Raw genomic sequence first — 25,704 nt, 5'->3', positions numbered from 1 at the left:
GTCGGCGCCGGGAGGGACGCCGAAGCGCTCGGCGGCGTCGCCGACGACGCGCCGGAGCGCCTCCTAGAGGGCGCGCATCACCGAGACGACCTTGCCCATGATGCTGGCGTGGTCGCCCAGGATCGGTTCGTAGCGCGTGTTCTGCGGCAGGAGCCACGTGTGACCGTCACGCTGGCGGAAGGTCTTCACGGTGGCCTCGTCGTCAAGCAGCGCCGCGACGATGTCGCCGTTCTGGGCGCTCTGCTGCCGCCGCACCACGACCCAGTCGCCGTCGCAGATCGCGGCATCCACCATCGAGTCCCCGGAGACCCTGAGCATGAAGAGGTCCCCGTGCCCGACGAGCTGGCGCGGCAGGGGCATGACGTCCTCCACGACCTGGTCGGCGAGGATGGGCCCGCCTGCCGCGATGCGGCCGACGAGCGGCACGAGGGCGGTGTCGACGGCGATCTGGTGCTCGCCCGCAGGCTTGCGGTCCGTCGGGGAGGCGCCGGCGGACACCGGCTCCGACGCGAGCGTCAGGGGCAGCAGCACCTCCATGGCGCGAGGACGCTTCGGGTCCCGTCGCAGGTAGCCGAGCCGTTCCAGCTGGGAGAGCTGGTGCGTCACGCTCGACAGGCTGGCCAGCCCGACCGTGTCGCCGATCTCCCGCATGGAGGGCGGGTAGCCCTTGTCGGCGATCGAGCGCTGGATGGTCTCGAGGATGGTCAGCTGGCGCGCCGTCAGCCCCTTCGACACAGAGCGGCCCCTCGGGCGTCCCCGCCCGGCCGAGAGGGGCACGGCATCGGTGGGGACGTCGGCGATGTTCGATTCCTGCCGCGCTGCCGGTGTTGGTTCCACCACTGGTGTGCCTTTCGCCTGGGACTGCGCATCCCGTCGTATCCGCCGTGCGGCTCCCGCGCAGTGGGAGCCGTTTCTGTCAGTGGCGGATGGTTGTCTTGGGACCATCACCGGCAGGCCTGCGGCTCAGGAGCAGGACACGCCGGTGATGGACCGTGCTGTTCACGCTAGGCCAGTCCGGGGCGGTTTTCAAACATATGTTCGAGCGAGTCTCGACAAGCATCGTCCGTAGATGCTAGAAATAAGCGCAGCTGAATTAGAACGTGTGTTCGAAACACGCTGCGTTTCCACACGGAACATTCGAAGGGAAAGAGGTAGGCCGATGACAGAGGCACCAGCACCGCAGGGCAGTACGGCGTTGGCACTGGCACCCGCCCGGCCGGGGGTCCACCTCCGGCTCGTCGCGGCTCCTTCGACTCCCGCGCCGGCTTCCGTGTCGGCGGGGGAGCACCAGCTCTCGTCGCGGGAACCGGAGCGCCCGCTGACCCTCACCCGGCGGGGGCGGTTGCTCCTCGTGGGCCTGCCGATCGCGCTGGGCGTCGCCGCCCTGATCCTCCTCGGGGCCTTCCTGACCTCGCAGGCCCAGGCCGGGGAATCGGCTCCCGTCTCCTCGTCCGTCGTCGACGTCAACGTGGCCGCGGGCGAGACCCTGTGGGACCTCGCCGTGCGGTACGCCCCCGATCGCGACCCGCGCGACGTCGTCACGGAGATGGTCGAGCTCAACAATCTCCGCTCGTCCGTCGTCCAGGCCGGCCAGAGTATCTCCATACCGGCCGAGGGCTAGCCCCCGGTCCCGCATCGGTTCCCGCACTGCCGGGCAGGGCCGGTCCAGGCGCCCGACGTGCAGCATTCGCTGCGAGGGCCGTCATCGCTTAAACTTGACCGGTGCCCTCCTCCGTCGATGCCCTGGCAAACCTCCCCCTGCGCGATGACCTCGTCGGGATGCACCCCTACGGTGCACCGCAGCTCGATGTGCCGATCCTGCTGAACGTCAACGAGAACACCCACGGTGTACCGGCGGACGTGCATGCAGCCATCGTCCAGGCCGTCGCCGAAGCCACCACGGGGCTGAACCGGTACCCGGACCGCGAGTTCACCGAGCTGCGGAAGAACCTCGCCGACTACCTCGGGCACGGGCTGACGCCCGAGCAGCTCTGGGCGGCCAACGGGTCGAACGAGGTCCTGCAGCAGGTCCTCCAGGCCTTCGGCGGGCCGGGACGCACGGCGATCGGCTTCCCGCCGACGTACTCGATGTACCCGCTGCTCGCCAGCGGGACGGGAACCCGCTACATCACCGCCGAGCGCGGGTCCGCCTATTCGATGACGCCGGACGCGACAGCCCGCGCCATCCGGTCCTCGGATGCGAACGTCGTCTTCCTGTGCTCTCCCAACAACCCCACCGGCACGGCACTGGGGCTCGACGTCGTCGAGGCCGCGTACGAGGCCGGCGAGGACGCGCGGGCCATCATCATCGTGGACGAGGCGTACGGCGAGTTCGCCCAGCAGGGGACACCGAGCGCGCTCACGCTGCTCCCCGGCCGACCGCGCCTGCTGGTCTCGCGCACCATGAGCAAGGCCTTCGCCCTGGCGGGGGCGCGGCTGGGGTACCTCGCCGCCGCCCCGGAGGTCACCGACGCCCTCCGGCTGGTCCGCCTTCCGTACCACCTGTCGGCCATCACGCAGGCGGCGGCCAACGCCGCACTCACCCACGCAGAGACGCTGCTGTCCAATGTCGAGGCCATCAAGGTGCAGCGCGACCGCATCGTGCGGGAACTCGAGGACCTCGGGCTCTCGCCGGCTCCGTCGGACGCCAATTTCGTCTTCTTCTCGGGCCTCGAGGATCCCCACCGGGTCTGGGAGGGCCTGCTGGACGCAGGCGTGCTCATCCGCGACGTCGGCATTCCCGGCTCCCTGCGCGTCACCGCCGGAACAGAGCGGGAGACCACGGTGTTCCTCACAGCGTTGAAGAAGCTGCTGTAGCCGGTACCGCGGCGCCCCGCCCGGCCCGGTCCTCCTAGACTTGAAGGGTTCGGAGCGCCGCATCCTCCCGGCCCCGCGCCACCCAGCCCTCCCGACCACTGCCGATCAGCGCCCGGCCGACCGCCGGCGAACAGAAGGAATGCAATGACAGTTGATGCCGCCAGCGGCCGTACGGCCCGCATCGAGCGCGTCACGAGTGAGTCCAGCGTCCTCGTGGAACTCGACCTCGACGGCACGGGCGTGTCCTCCATCGATACCACCGTGCCGTTCTACGACCACATGCTCACCGCCCTGTCGAAGCACTCCCTGATCGACCTCACCATCAGGTCCTCCGGTGACACCCACATCGACGTCCACCACACGGTCGAGGACACGGCGATCGCGATCGGCGAGGCCCTCCGGCAGGCCCTGGGCACGAAGGCGGGCATCCGCCGTTTCGGCGAGGCCACGGTGCCGCTGGACGAGGCCCTCGCCAACGCCGTCGTCGACATCTCCGGACGGCCCTTCCTGGTGCACGGGGGAGAACCCGCCGGGCAGGAGTACCACCTCATCGGCGGGCACTTCACCGGATCCCTCACGCGCCACGTCCTCGAAGCGATCGCGCTGCACGCCCAGATCTGCCTCCACGTGACCGTCCTCGCGGGCCGCGATCCGCACCACATCGTCGAGGCCCAGTTCAAGGCCCTGGCCCGGGCGCTGCGTGCAGCCGTCGAACCCGACCCCCGCGTCGAGGGCATCCCGTCCACGAAGGGGGCGCTATGACCGCGCGCACCGTCACCGTGCTCGACTACGGGTCGGGCAATGTCCGCTCCGTCGTCCGCGCCCTCGAGCACGTCGGCGCCGAGGTGGTGCTGAGCGCCGAGCCGGACGACGTCCTCAACGCGTCCGGACTGCTCGTGCCGGGCGTCGGCGCGTTCGCGGCCGTGATGAAGGGACTCAAGGATGTCGACGCCCTGCGGATGATCGGCCGCCGCGTGGCGGGCGGGCGTCCCGTCCTCGGCATCTGCGTGGGCCTCCAGGTGCTCTTCGACGAAGGAGTCGAACACGGTGTGCGGACGCCGGGCATGGGCGAATGGCCGGGGACCGTGGAACGGCTGAAGGCGGACGTCGTGCCGCACATGGGCTGGAACACGGTGGACGCACCGGAGGACACCGTCCTGTTCGACGGCATCGCCGACGAGCGGTTCTACTTCGTGCACTCGTACGGCGTCCAGGACTGGTCCTTCGACGTCAACCAGCCCGCCATGAGGCCGCCGCAGGTCACCTGGTCCGACCACGGCGGGCGCTTCATCGCGGCCGTCGAGAACGGGCCCCTCAGCGCCACCCAGTTCCACCCGGAGAAGTCCGGTGACGCGGGCGCCCAGCTCCTGCGCAACTGGATCGAGAGCCTGCGGTGAGCCGGTGCTGAGCCTCGTGCTCATGGGAGCCGCCGGCGTCCTCATCGGAGGTGCCTACTCCCTCCGGAGCCAGGAGTTCCCGCGCTGGGTGTGGATCGCCTTCCTGGTGCTGGCGGGGCTCTCGCTGCTCGCCGCCTACCTGTTCACCCTGCCCGGCGACTAGCCGCAGCACCCTGTCCAGACCGACCGTCCCGACCCAGCGGCCCCCGCCGCGCGTACGAAAGCAGCCAAGCAGACGATGAGCCCCTTCTCCGAATCACCCACGCTCGAACTCCTCCCCGCCGTCGACGTCGCGGACGGCCAGGCCGTCCGCCTGGTGCAGGGCGAGGCGGGCAGCGAGACCAGCTACGGGGACCCGCTCGACGCGGCGCTCGCCTGGCAGGAGGACGGGGCCGAGTGGGTGCACCTCGTGGACCTGGACGCGGCCTTCGGGCGCGGCTCGAACCGGGAGCTGCTCGAGCGTGTCGTGAAGCACCTGAACATCAAGGTGGAGCTCTCGGGGGGCATCCGCGACGACGAATCGCTGGACGCCGCACTGGAACTGGGTGCCACGCGTGTGAACCTCGGCACGGCCGCGCTCGAGAACCCCGAGTGGACCGAGCTGGCCATCGCCCGCTACGGGGACGCCGTCGCCGTCGGCCTGGACGTCCGCGGCACCACGCTGGCCGCCCGCGGCTGGACGCAGGAGGGCGGGGACCTGTGGGAGGTCCTGCAGCGCCTCGAGGATGCCGGGTGCGCGCGGTACGTCGTGACCGACGTGACGAAGGACGGGACCCTCAGGGGCCCCAACATCGAACTCCTCAGGGAGGTCCTCGCGAAGACGACGCGTCCCGTCGTCGCCTCGGGCGGTATCTCCAGCCTCGACGACATCGCAGCCCTCCGCGAGCTCGTGCCGCAGGGACTCGAGGGCGCGATCGTGGGCAAGGCCCTCTACGCCGGAGCCTTCACCCTGCCCCAGGCCCTGGACGTGGCAGGGCTGCCCGCCGCGGACGCGTGACCGGCAAACAGCTGCCCGCGCACATCGCCGCCGCGCTGGCCGGCAACACCGCCGACTCCGCGGGACGGCCATGGGCCGGGCGGGACCTGTCGGGACCCGACAATCCGCTGCACGCATTCGACGACGACGACGGCGCGGCCGACGTGCGGCTCGCCGCCGCGGTGGCCGGACTCCTGGAGACGTCCGACCGGCCGGGACGGGGTGAACGGGCCGTCTTCGCCGCACTGACGACGGCACGGGTGTTCATCCCCATCGTTGCCCAGCTCGGCGCGGAAGGGGACGCCGCCTCCGGCCTCCGGGCCGACAAGGAAGCGGACATGGCGCTTGTCACGCTCACCGCGCCGGACGGGCGGAAGGCCCTGCCGGTGTTCTCCTCCAGCCGGGCGCTGGGACGCTGGCACCCGGACGCCCGGCCCGTGGCCGCCTACGCGGCGCGGGCCGCCCTCGCCGCCGCGGCAGAGCAGGCCGAACTGCTGGTGCTCGACCCGGGTGCCGACGTGACCTTCGTCCTCCGGCGTCCTGCGGTCTGGGCACTCGCCCGGCAGACCGGCTGGACCCCGTCCTACGAGGACCAGGAGCTGGCCGCACTCGTCGAGGGGGCGGCGCGCGTGCAGGAGGATGTCCTGTCCGTGCGGCTCAGGCCCGGTGGAGGCGTCCTCACGCGGGCTGCCGACGGTAGCATTGCGTCCGGTGGGGGACCGGGTCCCGAATTGCGCATGGACCTCCAGCTCCGCGCGGGACTGACTCCGCAGGGGGTACGGGACGTCGTGTCGTCCTTCCGTACGAGGCTCCTCGCACTCACCGAATTCGTGGATCGCGTCGACTCGCTCGACATCAAACTCACCCGCTGACGGAGCCGTCGGCGGAGAAGGACAGCTCGTGAACTTCGCCGTATACCGGGACCTGCTGCGCATCCGGTCCGTCCGGACCCTGCTGATCGTCGGGATGATCGCCCGCTTCCCGCACTCCGCGGCAGGGGTCCTGCTGACGCTGCACGTGGTGCAGACCCTGGACCGCGGCTACGCCGAGGCCGGGGCCGTCGCGGCCGTCGTGACCATCGGGATAGCCGTCGGCGCCCCGTGGCGCGGACGGCGGATCGACAGCGCGGGGCTGCGCCGGGCGCTCGTCCCGTCCATCGTCGCGGAAGCGGCCATCTGGTCCGTCGCCCCGCACCTGCCCTACCACTGGCTGCTGGTCGCCGCGCTGGTCGGAGGCCTGTTCACCCTTCCGGCGTTCTCGGTCATCCGCCAGGCGCTGGGCGTCCTCGTGGACGGGGACCGGCGGCGCACGGCGTTCACGCTCGACGCGATCTCGACCGAGGTCATCTTCATGGCCGGGCCGGCGGTGGGTGTCGTCCTGGCGACGCAGGTCTCCACCGTGCTCGGCCTGACGCTCGTCGGACTCGCCACGGCCTCCGCCGGGCTGTTCCTGATGTGGTTCAACCCGCCGACGCGCTCGGAGCAACTCCCTGATGCCGTCACCGTGTCGGCAGCGGCGCCGGCCGGGATCGGCGAGGCCGCAGCGGACCTCATCGGCTCCCACGACGCCGTGCACCAGGGGGAACGGCGTCCGTCGCTGCTCCGCCGGGGAGTTCGGCGCGCCTTCCCCTGGCTGACGGTTCCGCTGGTGGTCGTCATGGTCATCGCGGCGGGAGCGGGACTCGTGCTGTCCGGCTCGGAGGTCGGCATCGTCGCTGCACTCGAGCACGCCGGCAACGAGGGGCAGCTCGGCCTCGTCTTCGTGGCGTGGTGTGCTGCGTCCGTGGTGGGCGGTCTCCTCTACGGGGCGCTGCACCGGCCCGTCCCGCCGTCGCTCCTCCTGCTCGGCATGGCGCTGCTGACGCTGCCGATGGCTTTCGCCGACAGCACCCTGTCCCTGGCCCTGCTGTCGATCCCCGCCGGCCTGCTCTGCGCTCCGGTGCTCTCGGCGGCGTCGGAGAAGGTGGCCGATCTCGTCCCCGAGGACCGGAGGGGCGAGGCGATGGGCTGGTACGGCTCGGCGCTGACCTCGGGTGTCGCGCTCGGCGCTCCCGTGGCCGGTGTGCTGATCGACGCCACGGGACCCTGGGGCGGCTTCACCGCGGTGGGCGTCGTCTCGGCGCTCATCGGTGCGGCGGGCTTCGCCGCACGGAACCTCGGGCAGCGACCGGCGACGGCGGAGTCGCCCCAGGCGGCCGGTCGCTCGCGCTGACGTCCGCCGCCGCGCCGGTCCGTTGCGCTCCCGGCAGGGGAGCTGCGGTCCCGCGGCCCCGGCCGTCCCTCCTGGTCTCCCGGGTCGCGCGCACGTCTGAAACGCGAACGAGCCGCACCGGCCGGTGCGGCTCGTTCAGGATCATCCCCGGAACGGCCGGGGGATCAGTTGACGGGGCCCGTGTACTTCTCGCCGGGACCCTGCCCCGGCGGGTCGGGGATGATCGACGCCTCGCGGAAGGCGAGCTGCAGGGAACGCAGGCCGTCGCGCAGCGGTCCGGCGTGCTGTGAGCCGATCTCCGGTGCCGCCGCCGTGACGAAGCCGGCCAGGGCCGTGATGAGCTTGCGCGCCTCGTCGAGGTCCTTCAGCTGCTCGGCGTTCTCCTCGTGGCCGAGGCCGCACTTCACGGCGGCCGCACTCATGAGGTGTACCGCCGACGTCACGATGACCTCCACGGCCGCCACCTCGGAGATGTCCCGCATCTGCCGGCGGACGTCCTGCTCCGCATCGGAGGGGCCGGCGGCGTGTTCCTGCTCCTCCGCGAAGCTGCGGCGGGAGGCAGGTGGCGCCCCGGCATCGGAGGAGTGCTGCGGATTGTCGTGTGGGGTGTTCATACTGGTAAGCTTGGCATAGACCAACCGGTCGCAGGTACTCGTCGTGCTCCTCACAGGGCATCCGGGGAAGCGGTCGGGATGCAAGCGGAGTCCTCTCCCACCCGCGTTTGCCTGGTGCGACCTCCCGTCGCATTGCAGGTAGCCGGGTCACCTGGTCGGTCCTGCCGATGTACGGGCGGGAAGCTCGCGCTTCCGCCGACCATCCAGAACCGGTTGACGAGGCCTTCGATTGCGCATGCAATGGGAGGCCTTCTTTCGTTCGCACGCGGTTCCGGTTTGAGAATCCACAGGAGTCACACATTAGCGAGCCAAGAATCAACGATCGTATCCGCGTTCCCGAGGTGCGGTTGGTCGGACCTGCCGGCGAACAGGTAGGAATCGTCCGTATCGAGGACGCGCTCCGACTTGCCGCCGAGTCCGACCTGGATCTTGTCGAGGTAGCACCGCAGGCGAAGCCTCCGGTGGCCAAGCTCATGGATTTTGGTAAGTACAAGTACGAAGCGGCCGTCAAGGCGCGCGAGGCGCGGAAGAACCAGACCAACACGGTCCTCAAGGAGATCCGGTTCCGCCTCAAGATCGACACGCACGACTACGAGACCAAGCGTGGACACGCGATGCGCTTCCTCGGAGCCGGTGACAAGGTCAAGGCCATGATCCAGTTCCGCGGCCGTGAGCAGCAGCGTCCCGAGATGGGCATCCGCCTGCTCCAGAAGTTCGCGGAGGATGTCGCCGAGGTCGGCGTCGTCGAGTCGTCGCCGCGCATCGACGGCCGCAACATGGTCATGGTCATCGGTCCCACGAAGAACAAGGCCGAAGCCAAGGCGGAGGCGCGCCGGGAGACCCAGCGTGCGGAGGCCAAGGCCGCCAACGAAGCGGCGAAGACAGGTGGCGACACCAAGCGTGTCGATACCTCGCGTGCGAGCACGGCGCCCCTGACGCAGTCCCTCGCGGACCTGCTGCCCGAGGGCTACTCGATCACGAGCGAGCCCGAGGCCGCCGCTCCGGAGGCTCCCGTCCAGGAAGCCCCCGCATCGGCCGTTGCGCCGGCAGGTGCACCGGAGGCCGCCCCGGCTGCTGCGCCTTCGGCCGCGCCGACGGCCGCTGCGGCACCGAAGGCCGCTCCGGTCCGGACGTCGTCGGCCCCGCGGTCGACGTCGCGTCCCGCCGAGCGGCCAGCGGCGTCGCGATCGGCGGCTCCTGCGCCGAGGCCCGCTGCAGCAGCACCGGCCCCTCGGCCGGAGGCAGCTCCTGCGCCCAAGCCGGCCGCAGCGGCACCGAAGCCGTCAGTGGCCGCCAAGCCGTCGGCCATGCCGAAGCCGGGAGCGCCGAAGCCGTCGGCGACCCCCAAGCCTGCCGGCAGGACGGCGCCCCAGAGCCCGACCAGCCGTCCCAAGCCCGGAAGCACGGACTAGGTCCGCCCTGTCCCTCCGGGCACGTTCGACAACCAGAGGCACCTGACGGGTGCCGACCTCCGGGTGCACCCGCCCCGGCTATCAGAAGGAGATCGGTTCCCATGCCGAAGATGAAGACCCACAGTGGCGCCAAGAAGCGCTTCAAGCTGACCGGCAGCGGCAAGCTCAAGCGTCAGCAGGCCAACCGCCGCCACTACCTCGAGCACAAGTCCTCGACCGTGACGCGCCGCCTCGCGAGCGACCAGATCGTCTCGAAGGCCGACACCAAGGTCATCAAGAAGATGCTGGGCGTCTAACCACCAATCCATCCCTCGGGAAAGCGTACGCACCGATCAGTGCGGCGCTGCGGCTGCGGCTGTGACCGAAGAAGAACAAAAGGAGTACGCACGTGGCACGTGTGAAGCGGGCAGTCAATGCCCACAAGAAGCGTCGGGTCATCCTCGAGCGCGCCAAGGGTTACCGCGGACAGCGTTCGCGCCTGTACCGCAAGGCGAAGGAGCAGCTGCTCCACTCGTTCGTCTACAGCTACGGTGACCGCCGCAAGCGCAAGGGCGACTTCCGTCGCCTCTGGATCCAGCGCATCAACGCTGCATCCCGCGCCAACGGCCTGACCTACAACCGCCTGATCCAGGGCCTCAAGGCCGCCGAGATCCAGGTCGACCGCCGGATGCTCGCGGACCTCGCCGTCACCGACGGCGCTGCTTTCGCGGCGCTCGTCCAGATCGCCAAGAACGCCCTGCCGGCCGACACGTCGGCTCCGCTCAAGGCTTCGGCCTAGGTCCATCGGATGCTGCGGGCCGCACGGCCCGCACTCCGGTACACGATGACTGCAGACGGACGCCCCCAGGCGCCACTTATGACCAACACCCAGGCTGACCGGGTGAAGGAGGTGGCACGCCTGGCCGGGCGTCCGTCGCGTCTCCGGCGTCGCGAGTTCCTGGCCGAGGGCCCGCAGGCCGTCCGCGAAGCGCTGCGGCTGCATCTCGAAAGGCGCGACGACGACGGGGGCGGCGTGGTCGTCGAGGCGTACGCGACGGTGGAGGCCCTCGAGCGGCACCCCGATGTCGCCGAACTGTTCGGCCGGGACGGGGCGCCGTCCCTCCGGCGCACGACCCCCGATGTGCTCGCAGCGATGGCCTCGACCGTGACCCCGCAGGGCTTCGTCGCGGTCTGCCGATTCGTCGACACGCCCCTCGAGGACGTGCTCTCGACGAAGCCCCGCCTCGTCGCCGTGCTGGTGGAGGTGCGCGATCCCGGGAACGCGGGCACCATCATCCGGGCGGCGGACTCCGCGGGAGCGGACGCCGTGATCCTGACGGGTGCCAGCGTCGACCCGTACAACCCCAAGACGGTGAGATCCACCGTTGGCTCCCTGTTCCACCTTCCCCTCGTCATCGGGGCGGAGCTCGATGGACTGACCGACCGGCTCCGCGAGGCGGGGATGACGGTGCTGGCAGCGGACGGCTACGGTGCCGTGAGTCTGGACGACCTGCAGGACGCCAGCGCGGCGCGGCGGTTCGGGGCAGGATCCGCGGGATCCACGTCGTCCGACCACCGAACGGTCGGGCGCGCACCGGCCGTCGGCGGGGCCGTCCGCCTGGAGGACGCGGGGGCGTGGCTCTTCGGCAACGAGGCGCAGGGGCTTCCTGCCGAGGTGACCGCCGCAGCCGACGCGCGCGTCGCCGTGCCGATCTACGGGAGCGCCGAGTCCCTCAACGTGGGCACGGCTGCGACGGTGTGCCTGTACGCCTCAGCCCGCGCGCAGCGGTCCTCCTGATCGTTCCCTGCCGGACCGTTCGGCGCCGGTCCGGCCGCCACGGCGCGTACCGTCGGCGTCGTCGCTGCGGCGGTCCATCCGGCCGCTGACGAGCGCCACGGCGAGGCCGAGGACCGCGAGGGCGGCGCCCACCAGGGCCGGCGCCGTGAAACCCCATCCCGCGGCGATCACCGCACCGCCCACGGCCGCGCCCAGTGCGTTGGCGATGTTCAGGGCCGAGTGGTTCATCGAGGACGCGAGGGAGGGTGCCCCGGGTGAGACGTCGAGCAGGCGGGCCTGCAGGGGAGGGATGAGCGTCGAGCCGCTCGCCCCCACCAGGAAGACGAAGAGGCACGCCGTCCAGGGCTCCGATGCCGCGAGCGGGAACAGCACGAGCACCGCCGTGATCGCGATCATGACGCCGTAGATGCTGCCCATGATGGACCTGTCCGCGAGGCGTCCGCCCGCGATGTTCCCGACGACCATGCCCACACCGTAGAGCGCGACGACGACGGGCAGGAGCGACGCCTCCACGCCCGCGACCTCCGTCATGATGGGCGAGATGTACGAGTAGACGGCGAAGAACCCGCCGAAGCCCACGATCCCGATCAGCAGCGTCATCCAGAGCTGCGGGCGGCGCAGCGCGCCCAGCTCGGCGCGGATGCTCGCACCGGCCCGCACCGGGACCATCGGCACGAAGGCTCGGATCAGGGCGAGGGTCGCGACGCCGATCAGTCCCACGAGCAGGAACATGGACCGCCAGCCGGCCTGCTGGCCCAGCCAGGTGGCGAACGGGACGCCGACGACGTTCGCGATGCTGAGTCCGAGCATCACCATCGAGATCGCACGCCCGCGGCGCGCCGGATCCGCCAGGGAGGCTGCGATCACGGCAGCCACCCCGAAGTAGGCCCCGTGCGGCAGGCCGGACAGGAACCGGGAGGCCAGCATCCAGCCGAAGCCCGACGCGAAGAAGGACGAGAGGTTGGCGAGCGTGAGAACCAGCATGAGCGCCAGCGCGACGGAGCGCTGGGGCTTCTTGGCCCCGAGCGTCGCGAGGACGGGTGCCCCCACCACGACCCCGAGCGCATAGGCGGAGATGACGTGCCCGCCCTGCGCATAGTCCACACCGAGGTCGGCCCGCATCTCCTCGAGCAGACCCATGATCGTGAACTCGGTGGTGCCGATGGCGAAGCCGCCGACGGCGAGGGCACCGATGGCCAGCGCGAAGCGACGGCCGGTGGGGCGCGGGAGCGTGGGCGCGGGAGCGGCGGAGGTACTCATCTGTTGTCCTAGCGGCGGGGATCGGAGGTCGGGAGGGATCGGTCGCCGGGCTCCCTCGCGGACGGGGAGCGGAACGTGCGCCGAAAGGACGCCGTCGTCGCTCCCAGCCTAGGCGATGACCCCATGACGGCCCGAAATGCAACCGCCGATGGAGGACGTCCGTCATTTGTGCGGCGATCGCCGACCGTCCTACCGTTGACGGACGACATCTTGGTTGAGCAGCGGCCTGTCGATTCTTCTGCTCAGGAGTTCACCATGGCTACCCCTGTCCGATCCGCACCGCAGCGGGCACAGGCAACGATCACACACGCGCCCGGGGCGGAGTCGTGAGGACCGTCGGCGTGGAGGAGGAGTTCCTCCTCGTGGACGCGGAGACGGGGTCTCCCGTACCGCTGGGCCAGGAGGCCTTCGGCCAGTGCCTCGACGACCGCCTCACCTGTGAGATCAAGCAGGAACAGATCGAGACGGGGACCCGACCACACGCCGACGTCAACGACCTCGCCATGGACATCGCCCGGTGTTGAGCCCTCGCCGACGAGACCGCCCGGAGGGTCGGTGCGCGGGCGGCGGCCCTCGCGACGTCGCCCCAGCCCGCCCACCCGATCGCCACTCTCGGCACCAGGTACGAGGAGATGCAGGACCGGTTCGCGCTGACCGCGAGCGAGCAGCTGACGTGCGGCTGCCATGTCCATGTCAGCGTCGAGGACGACGACGAGGGGGTTGCGGTGCTGGACCGCATCCGCGCCTGGCTCCCGGTGCTGCTCGCGCTGTCGGGCAACTCGCCCTTCTGGAACGGCACGGACACCGGGTACGCGAGCTACCGGTCGCAGGCCTGGAGCCGCTGGCCGATGACGGGCCCGTGCGACGTCTTCGGTACGGCCGAGCGCTACCACGAGACGGTGGCCGGGCTGCTCGACACGGCCGTGCCGGTGGACCTGGGACAGATCTACTTCGACGCCCGACTGAGCCACCACCACCCCACCGTGGAGGTACGGGTCAGCGACGTGTGCCTGTACTCGGACGATGCCGTGCTTCTGGCACTCCTGACCCGCGGGCTCGTCGAGACCGCGGCGCGGGAGTGGCGTGCCGGCGTGCCGCCGATGCCCGTACCGACGGCCACCCTCCGGATGGCGTCCTGGCGGGCGGGGCGGTTCGGCATGGACGGCAAGCTGCTGCACCCCGTCGAGGGGAAGCCGCAGGAGGCCGGCTCCGTCGCGTCCGCGCTCCTGCGCCACGTCAGGCCTGCACTGCTGGACCAGGGCGACGCTGAGATCGCCGAGTCCCTGCTGCGCCAGCTCCTCGCCCGCGGAACCGGTGCGAGGCGGCAACGCGCGGCCCTGATGCGCCGGGGCGAGCTCGGCGACGTCGTCTCGGAAGCCGTCCGCGTCACCAACCTGGCACGCGGCGGGATCGCCGACCACCACGAGGCGGCGCCACGGCCCGCGCAGCGGACCCTGGCGAGGTTCGCCGGCTGGGGCCGCGCTGCCACGCAGTGATCTGCGACGGGGCGGCCACGGAGCCCCGAGGACTGGAACTTCTCACCACCTACTGACAGGATCGAACGATGGGCTGGACACCTCATTCATACGAATTGCCGCAGAGCGAGCACCTCCGGGAGGACATCAATCTTTCGCAGGAGCCTGAGGCCGAGAGCGCGGCCGAATTCTCGGAGGACACCTACACCTCCACCGAGCTCAACGCCGGCCAGCAGGTACCGGGGCTGAGCCCGCACGGCGAGTACCGTCGCGGCGACAACCCGGAACACCAGACAGCGCCGACGGGGGACGGGCTCGCGGCCCCCGAGGAGAGCTGACCGCCGCTCCGTCGTCGTCCCGTCACCGGCACGCCCCGCCCGACGGGGTGACGGCGGGTACCCGTCCCGTGGCTAGACTCGGCGGGTGACGAAAGCATCGGACAGCCTCCGCCAGATCGTCGGCGCGGCCGTCGTCGACTCCCTCGGGAACCCGACCCGCCTCCTCGTGGCCCGGCGCACGGCCCCGCCGCAGTTCGCCGGTATGTGGGAGTTCCCCGGAGGCAAGGTCGAGGCCGGGGAGTCGTGCGAGGCGGCGCTGCGACGCGAGCTCGAGGAGGAACTCGGGATCCGGGCACGCCTGGGCGCCGAGATCCGCGGACCCGGTCCGCAGGGGTGGCCGCTCAACGAGAGCGCCGCCATGCGGGTCTGGTTCGCGGAAGCGACCGCCGGCGATCCCGAGCCCCTGCAGGATCATGACGAGGTGCGCTGGGTGCCCCTGCACCCGGACGCAGAACTCGATGCCCTGCCATGGATCCCGGCTGACCGGCCGATCCTCGTCGCCCTGCGCGCGGCAGCGGCGGGTCGCGACGACGTCGCGGACCGGGCGTACTCCTAGAACAGGGACGCCTGGACCGGGCGGGCAGCGCGCGTGACCGCTCCGGTTCCGGCGGGGGGCGCCGTCGTGTGCTCCGGCCCTCCCGCGGGGGAGAGGTTCCGGAAGAAACCGGCCCCGGCCGCGAGCCCGTGTTTGCTCCGGAAGAGGCGGATCCTGCCCGAGAGCCAGTCCCGGTACTCCCTGGAGGCGTAGCTCCCGCCTCGATAGAGCTCCTGGTATTTCGGGACGAGGTGCGGATGGTGGGCTGCGAGCCACTGCAGGAACCACTCGCGGGAGCCGGGACGCAAATGCAGGGGGCCGGCGGTCACGCCCGTGGCTCCGGCTGCTGCGAGTTCGCCGAACAACCGGTCGAGCGACTCGTCGCCGTCGGTCAGCCAGGGCAGGATCGGCATGGCCATCACGCCGCACGGCAGACCGGCCTCGCGGAGTCGGGAGATGAGGGCGAGCCGGGCCCTCGGGGCGGGCGTGCCGGGCTCGATGGCTTCGGCGAGGATCGGGTCCACCAGCGCGAGCGAGATGCCCATGCCGACGGACACCGACCGGGCAGCGGAGATCAGCAGTGGGATGTCGCGGGCCAGGAGGGTGCCCTTCGTCAGGATGGAGAACGGTGTCCCCGAGTCGGCCAGCGCCGAGATGATGCCGGGCATCAGCCTGTACCGTCCCTCCGCCCTCTGGTAGGGATCGGTGTTCGTCCCCAGGGCGACATGCTCGCGGACCCAGGACGGGCGGGCCAGCTCCCGGGCGAGCACCTCCGCGGCGTTGATCTTCACCACGAGCTGGGCATCGAAGTCGAGCCCCGTGTCGAGGTCGAGGTAGCTGTGCGTCTTGCGGGCGAAGCAGTACACGCAGGCGTGCGAGCAGCCTCGGAACGGGTTGATGGTCCAGGAGAACGGCATCGACGAGGTGGGCGGCACCCTGTTGAGGACGGACTTCGCGGTGACCTCGTGGAACGTGAGCCCCGCGAACTCCGGCGTACGGACGGACCGCACCAGGCCGGCCATCGGTACCAGGGCGGGCTCCGCGGCACCGCTGTCGTCCGTGATCTTCTGGCCTTCCCATCGCATGACGTCCATTAGAACACGTGTACTAATACGCTGTCGTGGTGGGACGGCGGTCGTCTAGGCTGTCAGCATGATCCTGCTGACAGGTTTCGAACCCTTCGGGGGAGAAGCGACCAATCCGTCCTGGCTCGCCGCCCGGCGGGCCGCAGCCCTCCTCACCGCCGAAGGACAGCAGGCCGTCGCCGTCGAGGTCCCGTGCGTCTTCGGGCGGAGCATCGAGGTGCTCGAGGCCGCTCTCGAGCGGTACCGTCCGGGCATCGTCCTGGGCGTCGGGCAGGCCGGCGGTCGGGAGCGCGTCTCGATCGAGCGCGTGGCGATCAACGTGGACGACGCGCGCATCCCCGACAACGCCGGGTGCCGGCCCATCGACGAGCCCGTGGTGCCCGGGGGGCCGGCGGCGTACTTCTCCTCCCTGCCCATCAAGGCGTGCCGCGAGGCCGTGGCGGCGCTGGGCGTACCGGTGGAGGTCTCGCAGACGGCGGGCACCTACGTCTGCAACCACATCTTCTACGGCCTGATGTCGCTCCTCGCGGACAACCCGGGGGTCCGCGGCGGTTTCGTCCACGTCCCGTACTCGACGGAGCAGGGCGGGGCCCATCGGCAGGCAGGCCTCCCCATCGAGGACATGGCCGCGGCCCTCGTGGCCATCGCGACGACGGCGGCCGGCACGACGGCGGACGCCCGGATCACCGCGGGCGCGGAGCACTGACGCGGGACCGGCCGTCGGGACGTGCCGCACCTAGGACGGCCCGGCGCCCCCGCAGGGACAGGATGTTCCGAACCACGCCTGCGAGCGGCCGGAGCGGTCGCTCGCGGTAGCCGCCGTCGACCAGTCCGGCGTTCCGTTCGAACAGGTTGCGCGACGCCGGGTCGCCGGTCCGCAGCAGCGAGTACGCCGCCGCCAGCAGGTAGGCCGGGAGGAAGGGGAGCCCGAGGCAGGCGGCGTACTGCCGGGTGTGGCGGGCCTCGTGCTCCAGGAGCTGGGCGAAACCCGCGGGAGCGCCGTCGGGCACCCGCCCCCTGAGCAGCACCACGCTGCCCACCGTGAAGGCACGCGCCCTCGGCAGGCGGCGGCGGTACCCCTCCGCGAGCAGGATCCCGTGAGGGCCCGGTGAGACCCGGCAACCCGAGAGGGTCGCGACAGCGAGCCCGCACGGCGTCGACAGGTTGATCCAGTTGAGGAACGGTACGAGTCCCGGCGTCATGCCGTCATCGTACGGCGCACCGCGCCGCCCGGCAGCAGGTCCGGCGGCAGGTCCGGCGGCAGGTGCGGTTGTGGTGCCGCCGAGCCCGTCGCCTAGACTTGACACGCCGGTGCGCCCCGCTGCGACCCGGCGTTTTCCTGTCCACGGCCCGGACTGTCCGCAGACCGCCCGCCGCACACCGAGAGTGCAAGGTAAGCAAACCCCATGTCCGAAACCCCAGAGCACGCCGGGCCAGGCGGCCCGGGCGCCCCCGTCCCCGATCCGCTGGACGCCGCGTCGGTCGCCGCCGCGGTCCACGCCGCGCTCGCCGACATCGCAGCCGCAGCCGACCTCGACGCGCTCAAGGGGGTCCGGATCGCGCACACCGGCGAGAAGTCGCCGCTGAGCCTCGCGAACCGGGGGATCGGCGCCCTGCCGAAGGAACAGAAGTCCGCGGCGGGCAAGAACATCGGGCCCGCCCGCGGCCGGATCAACTCCGCCCTGGCGTCCCGTACGACGGAGCTCGAAGCGGAGCGCGATGCCCGGATCCTCGTCGAGGAGGCCGTGGACGTCACCGCCGCCCCCCGCCGTCGTCGGCCCGGGGCACGCCACCCCCTGTCCACGCTGCAGGAACGTGTCAGCGACGTCTTCGTGGGCATGGGCTGGGAGATCGCAGAAGGCCCCGAACTGGAGTCCGAGTGGTTCAACTTCGACGCGCTGAACTTCAAGCCGGACCACCCGGCCCGCGAGATGCAGGACACCTTCTTCGTGGAGCCGCCCGAGGCGCACCTCGTGCTGCGCACGCACACCTCGCCCGTCCAGGTGCGCTCCATGCTCGAGCGCGAGCTGCCCATCTACGTCCTGTGCCCGGGCAAGGTGTTCCGCACCGACGAGCTCGACGCCACCCACACCCCCGTCTTCCACCAGTTCGAGGGACTCGCGATCGACAAGGGCCTCACCATGGCCGATCTCGTGGGCACCCTGGAGCACTTCACGCGCCAGCTCTTCGGCGACGAGGCGAAGGTACGCCTGCGCCCCAACTACTTCCCGTTCACCGAACCCAGTGCAGAGCTCGACATCTGGCATCCCGGCGCCAAGGGCGGCCCGCGCTGGATCGAGTGGGGCGGCTGCGGCATGGTTCATCCGAACGTGCTCCGCGCCACCGGGATCGACCCGGACGTGTACTCCGGGTTCGCCTTCGGCATGGGGATCGAACGGGCCCTCATGTTCCGCAACGAGGTCAGCGACATGCGGGACATGATCGAGGGCGATGTACGTTTCAGCGAACACTTCGGGATGGAGATCTAGGTGAGAATCCCACTGTCCTGGCTGCGCGAGTACGCAGCCGTGCCCGCGGATGCGACCGCGGAAGACGTGATGGCCGAGCTCGTGAAGGTCGGCCTCGAGGAAGAGGACGTCCATCGTCCCGGCGACGAGCTGACCGGTCCCATCGTGGTCGGCCAGGTGCTCAGCCTCGTCAAGGAACCGCAGTCCAACGGCAAGACCATCAACTGGTGCACCGTCCGCGTGGTGCCCGAGGGCGCCGAGCAGACGCTCACGGGCGACGGTATCGACCCCTCCGGCGTGCAGGGCATCGTCTGCGGTGCCCACAACTTCGTCGAGGGCGACAAGGTGGTCGTCACCCTGCCCGGAGCGGTCCTTCCCGGTGACTTCCGCATCAGCCCCCGCAAGACCTACGGCCACGTGTCCGCCGGCATGATCGCGTCGGTGCGCGAACTCGGCATCGGTGAGGACCACGACGGCATCCTGGTGCTCTCCACCCTGGGGCTCGACCCCGAGGTGGGCACGGACGCCATGGAACTCCTCGGCCTGCACGACGAAGCCGCCGAGATCAACGTGACCCCCGACCGCGGGTACTGCTTCTCCATCCGGGGCGTCGCACGCGAATACGCGCACGCCACCGGGACGGCGTTCACGGACCCGGCAGCCGCCGTCGTCGTCCCCACCGCGGCGGGCCCCGGCTACCCGGTGCGCCTCGAGGACTCGGCCCCCATCTACGGCAGGCAGGGCTGCGACCGTTTCGTCGCCCGGACCGTCCGCGGCGTCGACCCGTCGCGTCCCACCCCGCCGTGGCTGTCCGCGCGCCTCCGCCTCGCCGGGATCCGCTCCATCTCCCTCGTGGTCGACATCTCGAACTACGTGATGCTCGAACTCGGCCAGCCGCTGCACTTCTACGACCTCGACAAGCTCTCGGGCGACATCGTGGTCCGCCGTGCCGTCGCAGGGGAGACGCTGCGGACCCTCGACGACCGGGAGCGTACGCTCGACGCCGAGGACCTGCTGATCACCGACGCGACCGGCCCCATCGGGATCGCCGGCGTCATGGGCGGCGCGGCGACCGAGGTCTCGGGGGACACCCGCAACGTCCTCATCGAGTCCGCCCACTTCGAGGAGGTCGGTATCGGCCGGTCCCGGCGCCGCCACCGGCTGCCCTCGGAGGCGTCCAAGCGCTTCGAGCGCGGCGTGGACTGGAACGTGGCGGACGTCGCCGCGCAGCGCGCCGTCGAACTCCTCCTCGAGCTCGCGGGCGGCACGGTCGACGACACCGCGACGGACGCCGGCCAGGCCCCGGAGCCGCGCGTCTTGGAGCTGGCGGCCGACTTCCCGGCCCGCCTGATCGGACGGCCGTTCACGGACGAGCAGATCCGGGGGACGCTCACCGACCTCGGCGCAGCCGTGGCGGACGCCGACGGCGGATACCGGGTCACGGTGCCGAGCTGGCGCACCGACCTCGAGACCCGCGAGGACCTCACCGAGGAGATCATCCGGCTCGTCGGCTACGACACGATCCCGTCCACCCTGCCCGTCGCGCCTCCGGGACGCGGCCTGACCCGCCTGCAGCAGCAGCGCCGCCGGCTCCTGAACGCGCTCGCCGCGGCAGGACTGACGGAGGTGCTGTCCTACCCGTTCGTCAGCGGGCACGCCAACGCCGTCTTCGGCACGCCGGACGAGGGAGCTGCCGTCGCCTCGGTCAAGCTCGCGAACCCGCTCAGCGCGGAGCTCGGATACCTGCGCCGGTCGATCCTCCCCGGTCTGGTGGAGCTCGCGAAGCGCAACTCCTCGCGCGGCTTCCGTGACCTGGCCCTGTTCGAGACGGGCGCCGTCTTCCTGCCGGGGGACGTGCTCGGCACATCATCCATCCCGCCGCTCGGTGCCCGGCCCGACGACGAGGTCCTGGACGCCCTGTACGCCGGTATCCCGGACCAGCCGCAGACCATCGCTGCACTGTTCACGGGCCACGAGGCGGCGCCGTCGGCAGGCGTCGTCCCGCGCGCCTGGGATTGGGCCGACGCTGTGGACGTCGTCCGGCTGATGGCACAGGTCGCCGGGGTCGACGTCGTCGTGCGGCAGGGGAGCCACCAGGCGTTCCACCCGGGACGCACCGCGGAGTTCTCGCTGCGCAGCGGAGAGGTGCTGGGCTACGCGGGTGAGCTCCACCCGAAGCTGATCGCCGCGCAGGACCTGCCGGCGCGCACCGTGGCGCTGGAGGTCGACGCGGACCTCCTGCTCGACGCCGCAGCGGACGTCATCGTCGCGCGGCCGCTGTCCACCTACCCGCCGGCCACGCAGGACGTGGCCCTCGTGGTCGACGCCGGGGTGGTCGCGGGGGACGTGCTCGAGACGCTCCGTGAAGGCGCAGGGGAGCTCCTCGAGGACGTCAGCCTGTTCGACGTGTACACCGGACAGGGCATCGGCGAGGGACGGAAGTCGCTGGCCTTCGCCCTGCGGTTCCGCGCCCCGGACCGCACCCTGACGGCGGACGAGGCCAGCGCGGCACGCGATGCCGCAGTCGCGCTGGCAGGAGATCGGTTCGGCGCGGTCCAGCGCTGAGCGACGGCAGCTCCGGGCCCGTCCGGAGCTGCCGCCGTCGCCCCCGTACGGAGCGCGTGCCCGCAGAGGGCCGCTCCGGAGGAACGCCGGCACCTCTGAACGACGCCTTCCGGCCCATGTACGGGCGGGAGGAATCGATCTACGATTGACGCAGCAACCACGGCGTTGCAACGGTGCTCACCGGGCCGGCTCCCTGCGCACAGGCCTCAGATCCACGCGGGAGCTGTGCCGTTTCGGGCAGTGGCACGGCCCTGCCCGCTTATCCACCTGGTCCGGCCTGCGCGGGGAGCCGCTCCAGGACCGCAGCAGTCCTTGTCGGAAGCCCTCCCCATGGCCGGCACATCCTCCCGTCCAGCCCGCACCCTCACTCTCTGCCTGCCCGCCCTGTGGCTGCTCGCGGCATGCACCCCGCCACCGGCCCAGACCGATGTGCCCGTTGATCCTCCTCCGAGCCGTCACGCTTCTTGGGACGGATCCCGATCGTCCGCCCGGACAGGGGCCGCTGAGCCGCAGCGGTGGTCCGGTTCGCCGCGCCCGGGGGCGGAACCGTCGGGGACCGGGCGGACGGCCGACGGCGGGAGATGCCCGCAGGCAGGCACTTCCTGCCTGCTCCCGATGGCACCGGCAGTCCCCGCTCGCGTGCCGCCTCGCAGCCGCGCGCCGCAGCCCGGGGCTGCCGGGCCCATGCATTCCTACCTCCTCGGGGTGCTCCGCGACCTCGATACGCAGTGGAGCGCCTGGTTCGACGACAACGGGCTGGGAGAGCCAGTGGTCTACTACACCTCATCCCGCCGGGGAGGACCCATTCCTCACACTGCAGGGATCCGCACACCTCGCACCGCATCACGGTGGAGCACGACCACCCCAACGCCTACTACTGCCCGGTGGATCCCTACGACCCCGACGACCCGGCGAACCCCCGTCACGCCGGAGACTCGGACAACGGCATGATCATTCTTCCGGTGACCACCCTCCAGCACCTGTGGAGCGCGGGATCCACCACCGGAAGCGCCGGGGAGTTCGCCGTGGCACTGGTGCTCGCCCACGAATTCGGGCACCACGTGCAGCATGAACTCGCTCTCCACTGGTTCGAGGCATCCTCCGACCCGGTTCCGGTGTTCACGGGAGCCAATCGCGAACTGATCGCCGATTGCCTCGCCGGCACGTGGCTCTCCACCCGGTACCTGCCCGAGGCCCTGGGCCCGGCCGCGGTCCACGGGGCGTTCGCGGCCGTCGCGGCGATGGGGGTCGCGCAGTCGGCCACCGGCTACGGGTCGGGCCAGGAACGGCGCGACGCCTTTCTCCTCGGCGCCGCGGGAGGCAGACCCGGGGACTGCATCGCGGCCTACTGGGGATGAGCCGTACATCGCCCGCTTCCCGGCGGCCCGGGACGGCTCAGGGCAGGAGCAGCACCTTGCCCGTGGTGCGCCTGGCCTGGAGGTCCTCGTGGGCCCGTGCCGCGTCGGCGAGGGCGTAGCGCGCGCCGACGCGGACATCGAGCTGCCCTGCGGCCACGGCACCGAACAGTTCCTCGGACCGCCAGCGCCGCTCCTCGGGTGTCAGCAGGTAGTGCGCCAGCGTGGGACGGGTGAGGAAGATCGAGCCACCGCTGTTGAGGCGTTGCGGATCGACCGGCGGTACCGGCCCGGACGCCGCGCCGTAGAGGACGAGCGTCCCGCGGATCCGGAGCGAGCGCAGGGACTCGTCGAAGGTCGCCCTGCCCACCCCGTCGTACACCACGTCCACCCCGGTGCCGTCGGTGAGGTCACGGACCGCGCCGGCGAAGTCCTCGTACCGCAGGACCTCGTCGGCCCCCGCACCGCGGGCCAGCTCCTCCTTCTCCGGCGTCGACACCGTCGTGATCACGCGCGCGCCCTTCGCCTTGAGCAGCTGGATCAGCAGGAGGCCCACGCCGCCGGCGCCCGCGTGCGCGAGGACCGTCTGGCCGGGCTGCATGGCGAACGTCGAGTTGATCAGGTAGTGGGCGGTCATGCCCTGCAGGGGGAGGGCGGCAGCCGTCTCGAGGTCCACGCCGTCGGGCACAGGGAGCGCCTTGTCGGCGTCGACGACGGCGAACTCCCCGTAGGTCCCCTTGCCCTCGGCGAAGGCGACCCGGTCGCCCGTTCCGAAGCCCCGGACGTCCGCCCCCACGGCCTCCACCGTCCCGGCCGCTTCGGCTCCCGGCGTGAAGGGATACTGCATCGGATAGGCGCCGCTGCGCTGGTACGTCTCGATGAAGTTCACGCCGGCCGCAGCGACCTTCACCAGGAGCTGCCCGGGTCCGACATCGGGCCTGTCCACGGTCGCGAGTGTGAGGACGTCCGGACCGCCGGGTTCGGAGACGACGATGGCAGAGGGCATGATGCTGGTCCTTTCGGTGGCGTGTCCTCATGCTATTCCCGCCGCCCCGAATTCGATATGCATGATTATGTGCCGGCATGCATACCCTTGCTGTACGCTGGGCTCATGACGTTCACCGCAGCCGTGTCCGGCGCCAGTGGCTACGCCGGAGGAGAGCTCCTGCGCCTCCTCGCCAACCACCCGGGGATCGAGATCGGCGCGATCACGGCCCACAGCAACGCGGGAGCACGCCTCGGCGAGCTGCAACCCCACCTCCATTCCCTGGCCGACCGGGTGCTGCAGGAGACCTCGCCCGAGGTGCTCGCGGGGCACGACGTCGTCTTCCTGGCCCTCCCGCACGGCGCCAGTGCGGAGATCGCCGCACAGTTGTCACCGGAGACCCTCGTGATCGACGCAGGGGCCGACCACCGCCTGCAGGATCCCGCCGCGTGGGAGAAGTTCTACGGATCGGCCCATGCCGGGACCTGGCCGTATGGCCTCCCGGAGCTCCCGGGTTCCCGTGCGGATCTTGCGGGGGCCCGGCGCATCGCCGTCCCCGGGTGCTATCCGACCAGCGCGCTCCTCGCGCTCACCCCCGGCTTCGCCGCGGGACTCCTCGAGCCCGACGACGTCGTGATCGTCTCCGCCTCCGGCACCTCCGGCGCGGGCAAGGCCGCCAAACCGAACCTCATCGGCTCCGAGGTGATAGGCGGGATGAGCCCGTACGGCGTCGGCGGCGGCCACCGCCACACCCCCGAGATCGAGCAGGGCCTCAGCCTCGCCGCCGGCGAACGCGTCTCGCTGTCCTTCACGCCGACCCTCGCCCCCATGGCCAGGGGCATCTTGACGACCGCGACCGCGAAGGTGCGCGCGGGTGTCGACCATGCCCGGCTCCGGGACGCCTGGGAGTCCGCGTACGCAGAGGAACCCTTCGTCCGCGTCCTCCCCGAGGGCCAGTGGCCCTCGACGAAGTCCGTGCTGGGCTCGAACTACGTGAACCTGCAGCTCGCCTTCGACGAGCATGCGGGCCGCGTGGTCGTCAGCAGCGTCATCGACAACCTCACCAAGGGGACCGCCGGCGGAGCCGTGCAGTCCATGAACATCGCCCTCGGACTCGACGAGACCGCGGGCCTGACCATCCAGGGGATCGCACCGTGAGCATCACCTACCCGGGCGGGTTCCGTGCCGCAGGCGTGGCCGCCGGCCTCAAGAGCACCGGTAAACCTGACGTCGCGCTCGTCGCCAACGACGGTCCGCTGCACAACGCCGCAGCCGTCTTCACCACCAACCGGGTCGCCGCCGCGCCCGTGCTGTGGTCCCGCCAGGTCGTCTCGGACGGACGCGTGGACGCCGTCGTCCTCAACTCCGGCGGCGCCAACGCCTGCACCGGCCCGGAGGGATTCCAGAACACGCATCGCACGGCCGAGGCCACGGCGGAACTCCTCGGCGTCTCTGCGACGGACGTCTTCGTCTGTTCCACGGGCCTGATCGGCGAGCAGCTCCCCATGGACCGGCTCCTCGCGGGCGTGACCGGCGCGGCCGGGTCCCTCGGCAGGGGAGGCGGCCCGACCGCGGCCGAGGCGATCATGACCACGGACACCGTTCCGAAGGAGGCCCGCTACCCGGCGACCGCCGACTCGGCGAGCGAGGGCTACGCGATCGGCGGCATGGCCAAGGGAGCCGGCATGCTCGCCCCCGGCCTCGCCACGATGCTCGTGGTGCTGACCACGGACGCGGCGCTGGATCCCGCGGCCCTCGACGCAGCGCTGCGCGAGGCCACGCGGGTCAGCTTCGACCGTACGGACGCCGACGGCTGCATGTCGACCAACGACACCGTCGTGCTCCTCGCCTCCGGCGCGGCGGGCGTGGCCCCCGACCAGGCGCAGTTCACCGCGGCCCTGACGGACGTCTGCCTCGACCTCGCCGCGCAGCTCATCAACGATGCCGAGGGCGCCAGCCACACCATCGCCGTGCGGACCGTCAACGCGGCCTCCGAGCGCGACGCCGAGACGGTCGGCCGCGCCGTCGCCCGGTCCAACCTCTTCAAGACCGCCATCTTCGGCAACGACCCCAACTGGGGACGCGTGCTCGCCGCAGTCGGCACGACGGACGCCGCATTCGAACCGGACCGGCTGAACGTCTCGATGAACGGCGTGCAGATCTGTCGGAACGGCGGCATCGGTGACTCCCGCGACCTCGTGGACCTCACCGGGCGCGACGTCACCGTGGAGATCGACCTCGCTGCCGGCTCCGCGTCCGCCACGATCTGGACCAACGACCTCACGCACGAGTACGTGCACGAGAACTCCGCCTACTCGAGCTGACGGGAGACGCCATGACCGACACGACGAACGACACGACGACAGGCACGACACCCGGCACCACACCCGGCACGACCCCGTCGGCATCGACCCTGAGGGCCCAGGACAAGGCC

27 protein-coding genes and 1 pseudogene are annotated in these 25,704 nt (G+C 71.2%); 22 read left to right on the top strand and 6 right to left on the bottom strand.

Features of this window, described 5'->3' with window-relative positions:
• Positions 1 to 63 precede the first annotated feature (63 nt).
• On the bottom strand, positions 64 to 777 hold the full coding sequence (gene lexA, locus ACX80L_RS15010) for a transcriptional repressor LexA (protein ID WP_133082299.1): 714 nt from the start codon (positions 775 to 777) through the stop codon (positions 64 to 66).
• A gap of 382 nt (positions 778 to 1,159) precedes the next feature.
• Here lexA and ACX80L_RS15005 point away from each other — a divergent pair, with 382 nt between their 5' ends.
• From ACX80L_RS15005 to ACX80L_RS14970, 8 genes are all read left to right on the top strand, one after another.
• Positions 1,160 to 1,621 (top strand): LysM peptidoglycan-binding domain-containing protein, encoded by a 462-nt coding sequence (locus ACX80L_RS15005; RefSeq protein WP_459290602.1) that lies wholly within the window; start codon positions 1,160 to 1,162, stop codon positions 1,619 to 1,621.
• A gap of 158 nt (positions 1,622 to 1,779) precedes the next feature.
• Positions 1,780 to 2,817: a histidinol-phosphate transaminase gene (locus ACX80L_RS15000; RefSeq protein ID WP_459290677.1), complete on the top strand. Its 1,038-nt coding sequence runs from the start codon at positions 1,780 to 1,782 to the stop codon at positions 2,815 to 2,817.
• A 144-nt stretch (positions 2,818 to 2,961) separates the two neighbouring features.
• Positions 2,962 to 3,579 (top strand): imidazoleglycerol-phosphate dehydratase HisB, encoded by a 618-nt coding sequence (gene hisB, locus ACX80L_RS14995; RefSeq protein WP_133082234.1) that lies wholly within the window; start codon positions 2,962 to 2,964, stop codon positions 3,577 to 3,579.
• Entirely contained in the window at positions 3,576 to 4,214 is a 639-nt protein-coding gene (gene hisH / locus ACX80L_RS14990) for an imidazole glycerol phosphate synthase subunit HisH (RefSeq protein WP_459268967.1), read from the top strand. Before hisB ends, hisH begins: the two co-directional genes overlap by 4 nt.
• Before the next feature lie 4 nt (positions 4,215 to 4,218).
• Positions 4,219 to 4,377 carry a hypothetical protein gene (locus tag ACX80L_RS14985; RefSeq protein WP_208740834.1) on the top strand — a complete coding sequence of 53 codons (159 nt, stop codon included), beginning with the start codon at positions 4,219 to 4,221 and terminating at the stop codon, positions 4,375 to 4,377.
• Between the two features lie 75 nt (positions 4,378 to 4,452).
• A complete protein-coding gene (gene priA, locus ACX80L_RS14980; RefSeq protein ID WP_459290599.1) occupies positions 4,453 to 5,211 on the top strand; it encodes a bifunctional 1-(5-phosphoribosyl)-5-((5-phosphoribosylamino)methylideneamino)imidazole-4-carboxamide isomerase/phosphoribosylanthranilate isomerase PriA in 759 nt (252 codons plus the stop codon).
• Positions 5,208 to 6,062, top strand: coding sequence for an SseB family protein (locus ACX80L_RS14975; protein ID WP_459290597.1), 855 nt, complete (start codon positions 5,208 to 5,210; stop codon positions 6,060 to 6,062). The genes priA and ACX80L_RS14975 overlap by 4 nt, the downstream gene beginning before the upstream one ends.
• 28 nt (positions 6,063 to 6,090) lie before the next feature.
• Positions 6,091 to 7,401, top strand: coding sequence for an MFS transporter (locus ACX80L_RS14970; RefSeq protein ID WP_133082238.1), 1,311 nt, complete (start codon positions 6,091 to 6,093; stop codon positions 7,399 to 7,401).
• A 164-nt stretch (positions 7,402 to 7,565) separates the two neighbouring features.
• Here the strand turns inward: ACX80L_RS14970 and ACX80L_RS14965 are convergent, their stop codons facing one another.
• Positions 7,566 to 8,015, bottom strand: a complete 450-nt coding sequence (locus ACX80L_RS14965; RefSeq protein WP_208740837.1) for a DUF1844 domain-containing protein — start codon at positions 8,013 to 8,015, stop codon at positions 7,566 to 7,568.
• A gap of 341 nt (positions 8,016 to 8,356) precedes the next feature.
• Here ACX80L_RS14965 and infC point away from each other — a divergent pair, with 341 nt between their 5' ends.
• The 4 genes from infC to ACX80L_RS14945 all read left to right on the top strand — a co-directional run bounded on the left by infC (position 8,357) and on the right by ACX80L_RS14945 (position 11,204).
• The gene (infC, locus tag ACX80L_RS14960) at positions 8,357 to 9,427 is read left to right on the top strand and encodes a translation initiation factor IF-3 (RefSeq protein WP_244186187.1); all 1,071 of its coding nucleotides are present in this window, start codon (positions 8,357 to 8,359) and stop codon (positions 9,425 to 9,427) included.
• 101 nt (positions 9,428 to 9,528) lie between these two features.
• Positions 9,529 to 9,723, top strand: a complete 195-nt coding sequence (rpmI, locus tag ACX80L_RS14955; RefSeq protein WP_133082241.1) for a 50S ribosomal protein L35 — start codon at positions 9,529 to 9,531, stop codon at positions 9,721 to 9,723.
• 92 nt (positions 9,724 to 9,815) lie between these two features.
• Positions 9,816 to 10,205, top strand: a complete 390-nt coding sequence (gene rplT, locus ACX80L_RS14950) for a 50S ribosomal protein L20 (protein WP_055772447.1) — start codon at positions 9,816 to 9,818, stop codon at positions 10,203 to 10,205.
• A 45-nt stretch (positions 10,206 to 10,250) separates the two neighbouring features.
• Positions 10,251 to 11,204 carry a TrmH family RNA methyltransferase gene (locus ACX80L_RS14945; protein ID WP_459290595.1) on the top strand — a complete coding sequence of 318 codons (954 nt, stop codon included), beginning with the start codon at positions 10,251 to 10,253 and terminating at the stop codon, positions 11,202 to 11,204.
• On the opposite strand, the gene ACX80L_RS14940 is transcribed toward ACX80L_RS14945, so the two are convergent.
• A complete protein-coding gene (locus tag ACX80L_RS14940; RefSeq protein ID WP_459290593.1) occupies positions 11,178 to 12,464 on the bottom strand; it encodes an MFS transporter in 1,287 nt (428 codons plus the stop codon). The two genes, ACX80L_RS14945 and ACX80L_RS14940, sit on opposite strands and share 27 nt — an antisense overlap.
• Positions 12,465 to 12,790: 326 nt before the next feature.
• Between ACX80L_RS14940 and ACX80L_RS14935 the strand changes: the two genes are divergently transcribed.
• From ACX80L_RS14935 to ACX80L_RS14920, 4 genes and pseudogenes are all read left to right on the top strand, one after another.
• A complete protein-coding gene (locus tag ACX80L_RS14935) occupies positions 12,791 to 12,988 on the top strand; it encodes a hypothetical protein (RefSeq protein ID WP_459290591.1) in 198 nt (65 codons plus the stop codon).
• Between the two features lie 15 nt (positions 12,989 to 13,003).
• A pseudogene (locus tag ACX80L_RS14930) lies at positions 13,004 to 13,960 on the top strand (glutamate--cysteine ligase); the annotation flags it as partial.
• Positions 13,961 to 14,028: 68 nt separating this feature from the next.
• On the top strand, positions 14,029 to 14,277 hold the full coding sequence (locus ACX80L_RS14925) for a hypothetical protein (protein ID WP_459290590.1): 249 nt from the start codon (positions 14,029 to 14,031) through the stop codon (positions 14,275 to 14,277).
• Between the two features lie 85 nt (positions 14,278 to 14,362).
• Entirely contained in the window at positions 14,363 to 14,833 is a 471-nt protein-coding gene (locus ACX80L_RS14920; protein ID WP_459290588.1) for a (deoxy)nucleoside triphosphate pyrophosphohydrolase, read from the top strand.
• Here the strand turns inward: ACX80L_RS14920 and ACX80L_RS14915 are convergent.
• Complete coding sequence (locus ACX80L_RS14915) at positions 14,830 to 15,897, bottom strand: Rv2578c family radical SAM protein (protein ID WP_459290675.1); 1,068 nt, start codon at positions 15,895 to 15,897, stop codon at positions 14,830 to 14,832. The genes ACX80L_RS14920 and ACX80L_RS14915 overlap by 4 nt on opposite strands.
• A gap of 67 nt (positions 15,898 to 15,964) precedes the next feature.
• On the opposite strand from ACX80L_RS14915, the gene pcp reads away from it, so the two are divergent.
• Positions 15,965 to 16,603 (top strand): pyroglutamyl-peptidase I, encoded by a 639-nt coding sequence (pcp, locus tag ACX80L_RS14910; RefSeq protein WP_459290586.1) that lies wholly within the window; start codon positions 15,965 to 15,967, stop codon positions 16,601 to 16,603.
• Here the strand turns inward: pcp and ACX80L_RS14905 are convergent.
• Positions 16,581 to 17,099 (bottom strand): eCIS core domain-containing protein, encoded by a 519-nt coding sequence (locus ACX80L_RS14905; protein WP_459290584.1) that lies wholly within the window; start codon positions 17,097 to 17,099, stop codon positions 16,581 to 16,583. The two genes, pcp and ACX80L_RS14905, sit on opposite strands and share 23 nt — an antisense overlap.
• Before the next feature lie 204 nt (positions 17,100 to 17,303).
• On the opposite strand from ACX80L_RS14905, the gene pheS reads away from it, so the two are divergent.
• The 3 genes from pheS to ACX80L_RS14890 all read left to right on the top strand — a co-directional run bounded on the left by pheS (position 17,304) and on the right by ACX80L_RS14890 (position 22,288).
• Entirely contained in the window at positions 17,304 to 18,386 is a 1,083-nt protein-coding gene (pheS, locus tag ACX80L_RS14900) for a phenylalanine--tRNA ligase subunit alpha (protein WP_459290582.1), read from the top strand.
• The gene (pheT, locus tag ACX80L_RS14895; RefSeq protein WP_459290581.1) at positions 18,387 to 20,930 is read left to right on the top strand and encodes a phenylalanine--tRNA ligase subunit beta; all 2,544 of its coding nucleotides are present in this window, start codon (positions 18,387 to 18,389) and stop codon (positions 20,928 to 20,930) included.
• 848 nt (positions 20,931 to 21,778) lie between these two features.
• Positions 21,779 to 22,288, top strand: coding sequence for a neutral zinc metallopeptidase (locus tag ACX80L_RS14890; protein ID WP_459290579.1), 510 nt, complete (start codon positions 21,779 to 21,781; stop codon positions 22,286 to 22,288).
• Between the two features lie 37 nt (positions 22,289 to 22,325).
• On the opposite strand, the gene ACX80L_RS14885 is transcribed toward ACX80L_RS14890, so the two are convergent.
• Positions 22,326 to 23,291 (bottom strand): quinone oxidoreductase family protein, encoded by a 966-nt coding sequence (locus tag ACX80L_RS14885; RefSeq protein WP_459290577.1) that lies wholly within the window; start codon positions 23,289 to 23,291, stop codon positions 22,326 to 22,328.
• Positions 23,292 to 23,396: 105 nt separating this feature from the next.
• Here ACX80L_RS14885 and argC point away from each other — a divergent pair, with 105 nt between their 5' ends.
• Positions 23,397 to 24,428, top strand: coding sequence for an N-acetyl-gamma-glutamyl-phosphate reductase (gene argC / locus ACX80L_RS14880; protein WP_459290575.1), 1,032 nt, complete (start codon positions 23,397 to 23,399; stop codon positions 24,426 to 24,428).
• Positions 24,425 to 25,594, top strand: coding sequence for a bifunctional glutamate N-acetyltransferase/amino-acid acetyltransferase ArgJ (gene argJ, locus ACX80L_RS14875; protein ID WP_133082253.1), 1,170 nt, complete (start codon positions 24,425 to 24,427; stop codon positions 25,592 to 25,594). Before argC ends, argJ begins: the two co-directional genes overlap by 4 nt.
• Positions 25,595 to 25,704 lie beyond the last annotated feature (110 nt).

The organism is Arthrobacter sp. MDT1-48-3 (genome assembly GCF_054511015.1).
The sequence above is the reverse complement of the archived record's forward strand: the minus strand, read 5'-3'. Positions and strand labels throughout refer to the sequence as shown.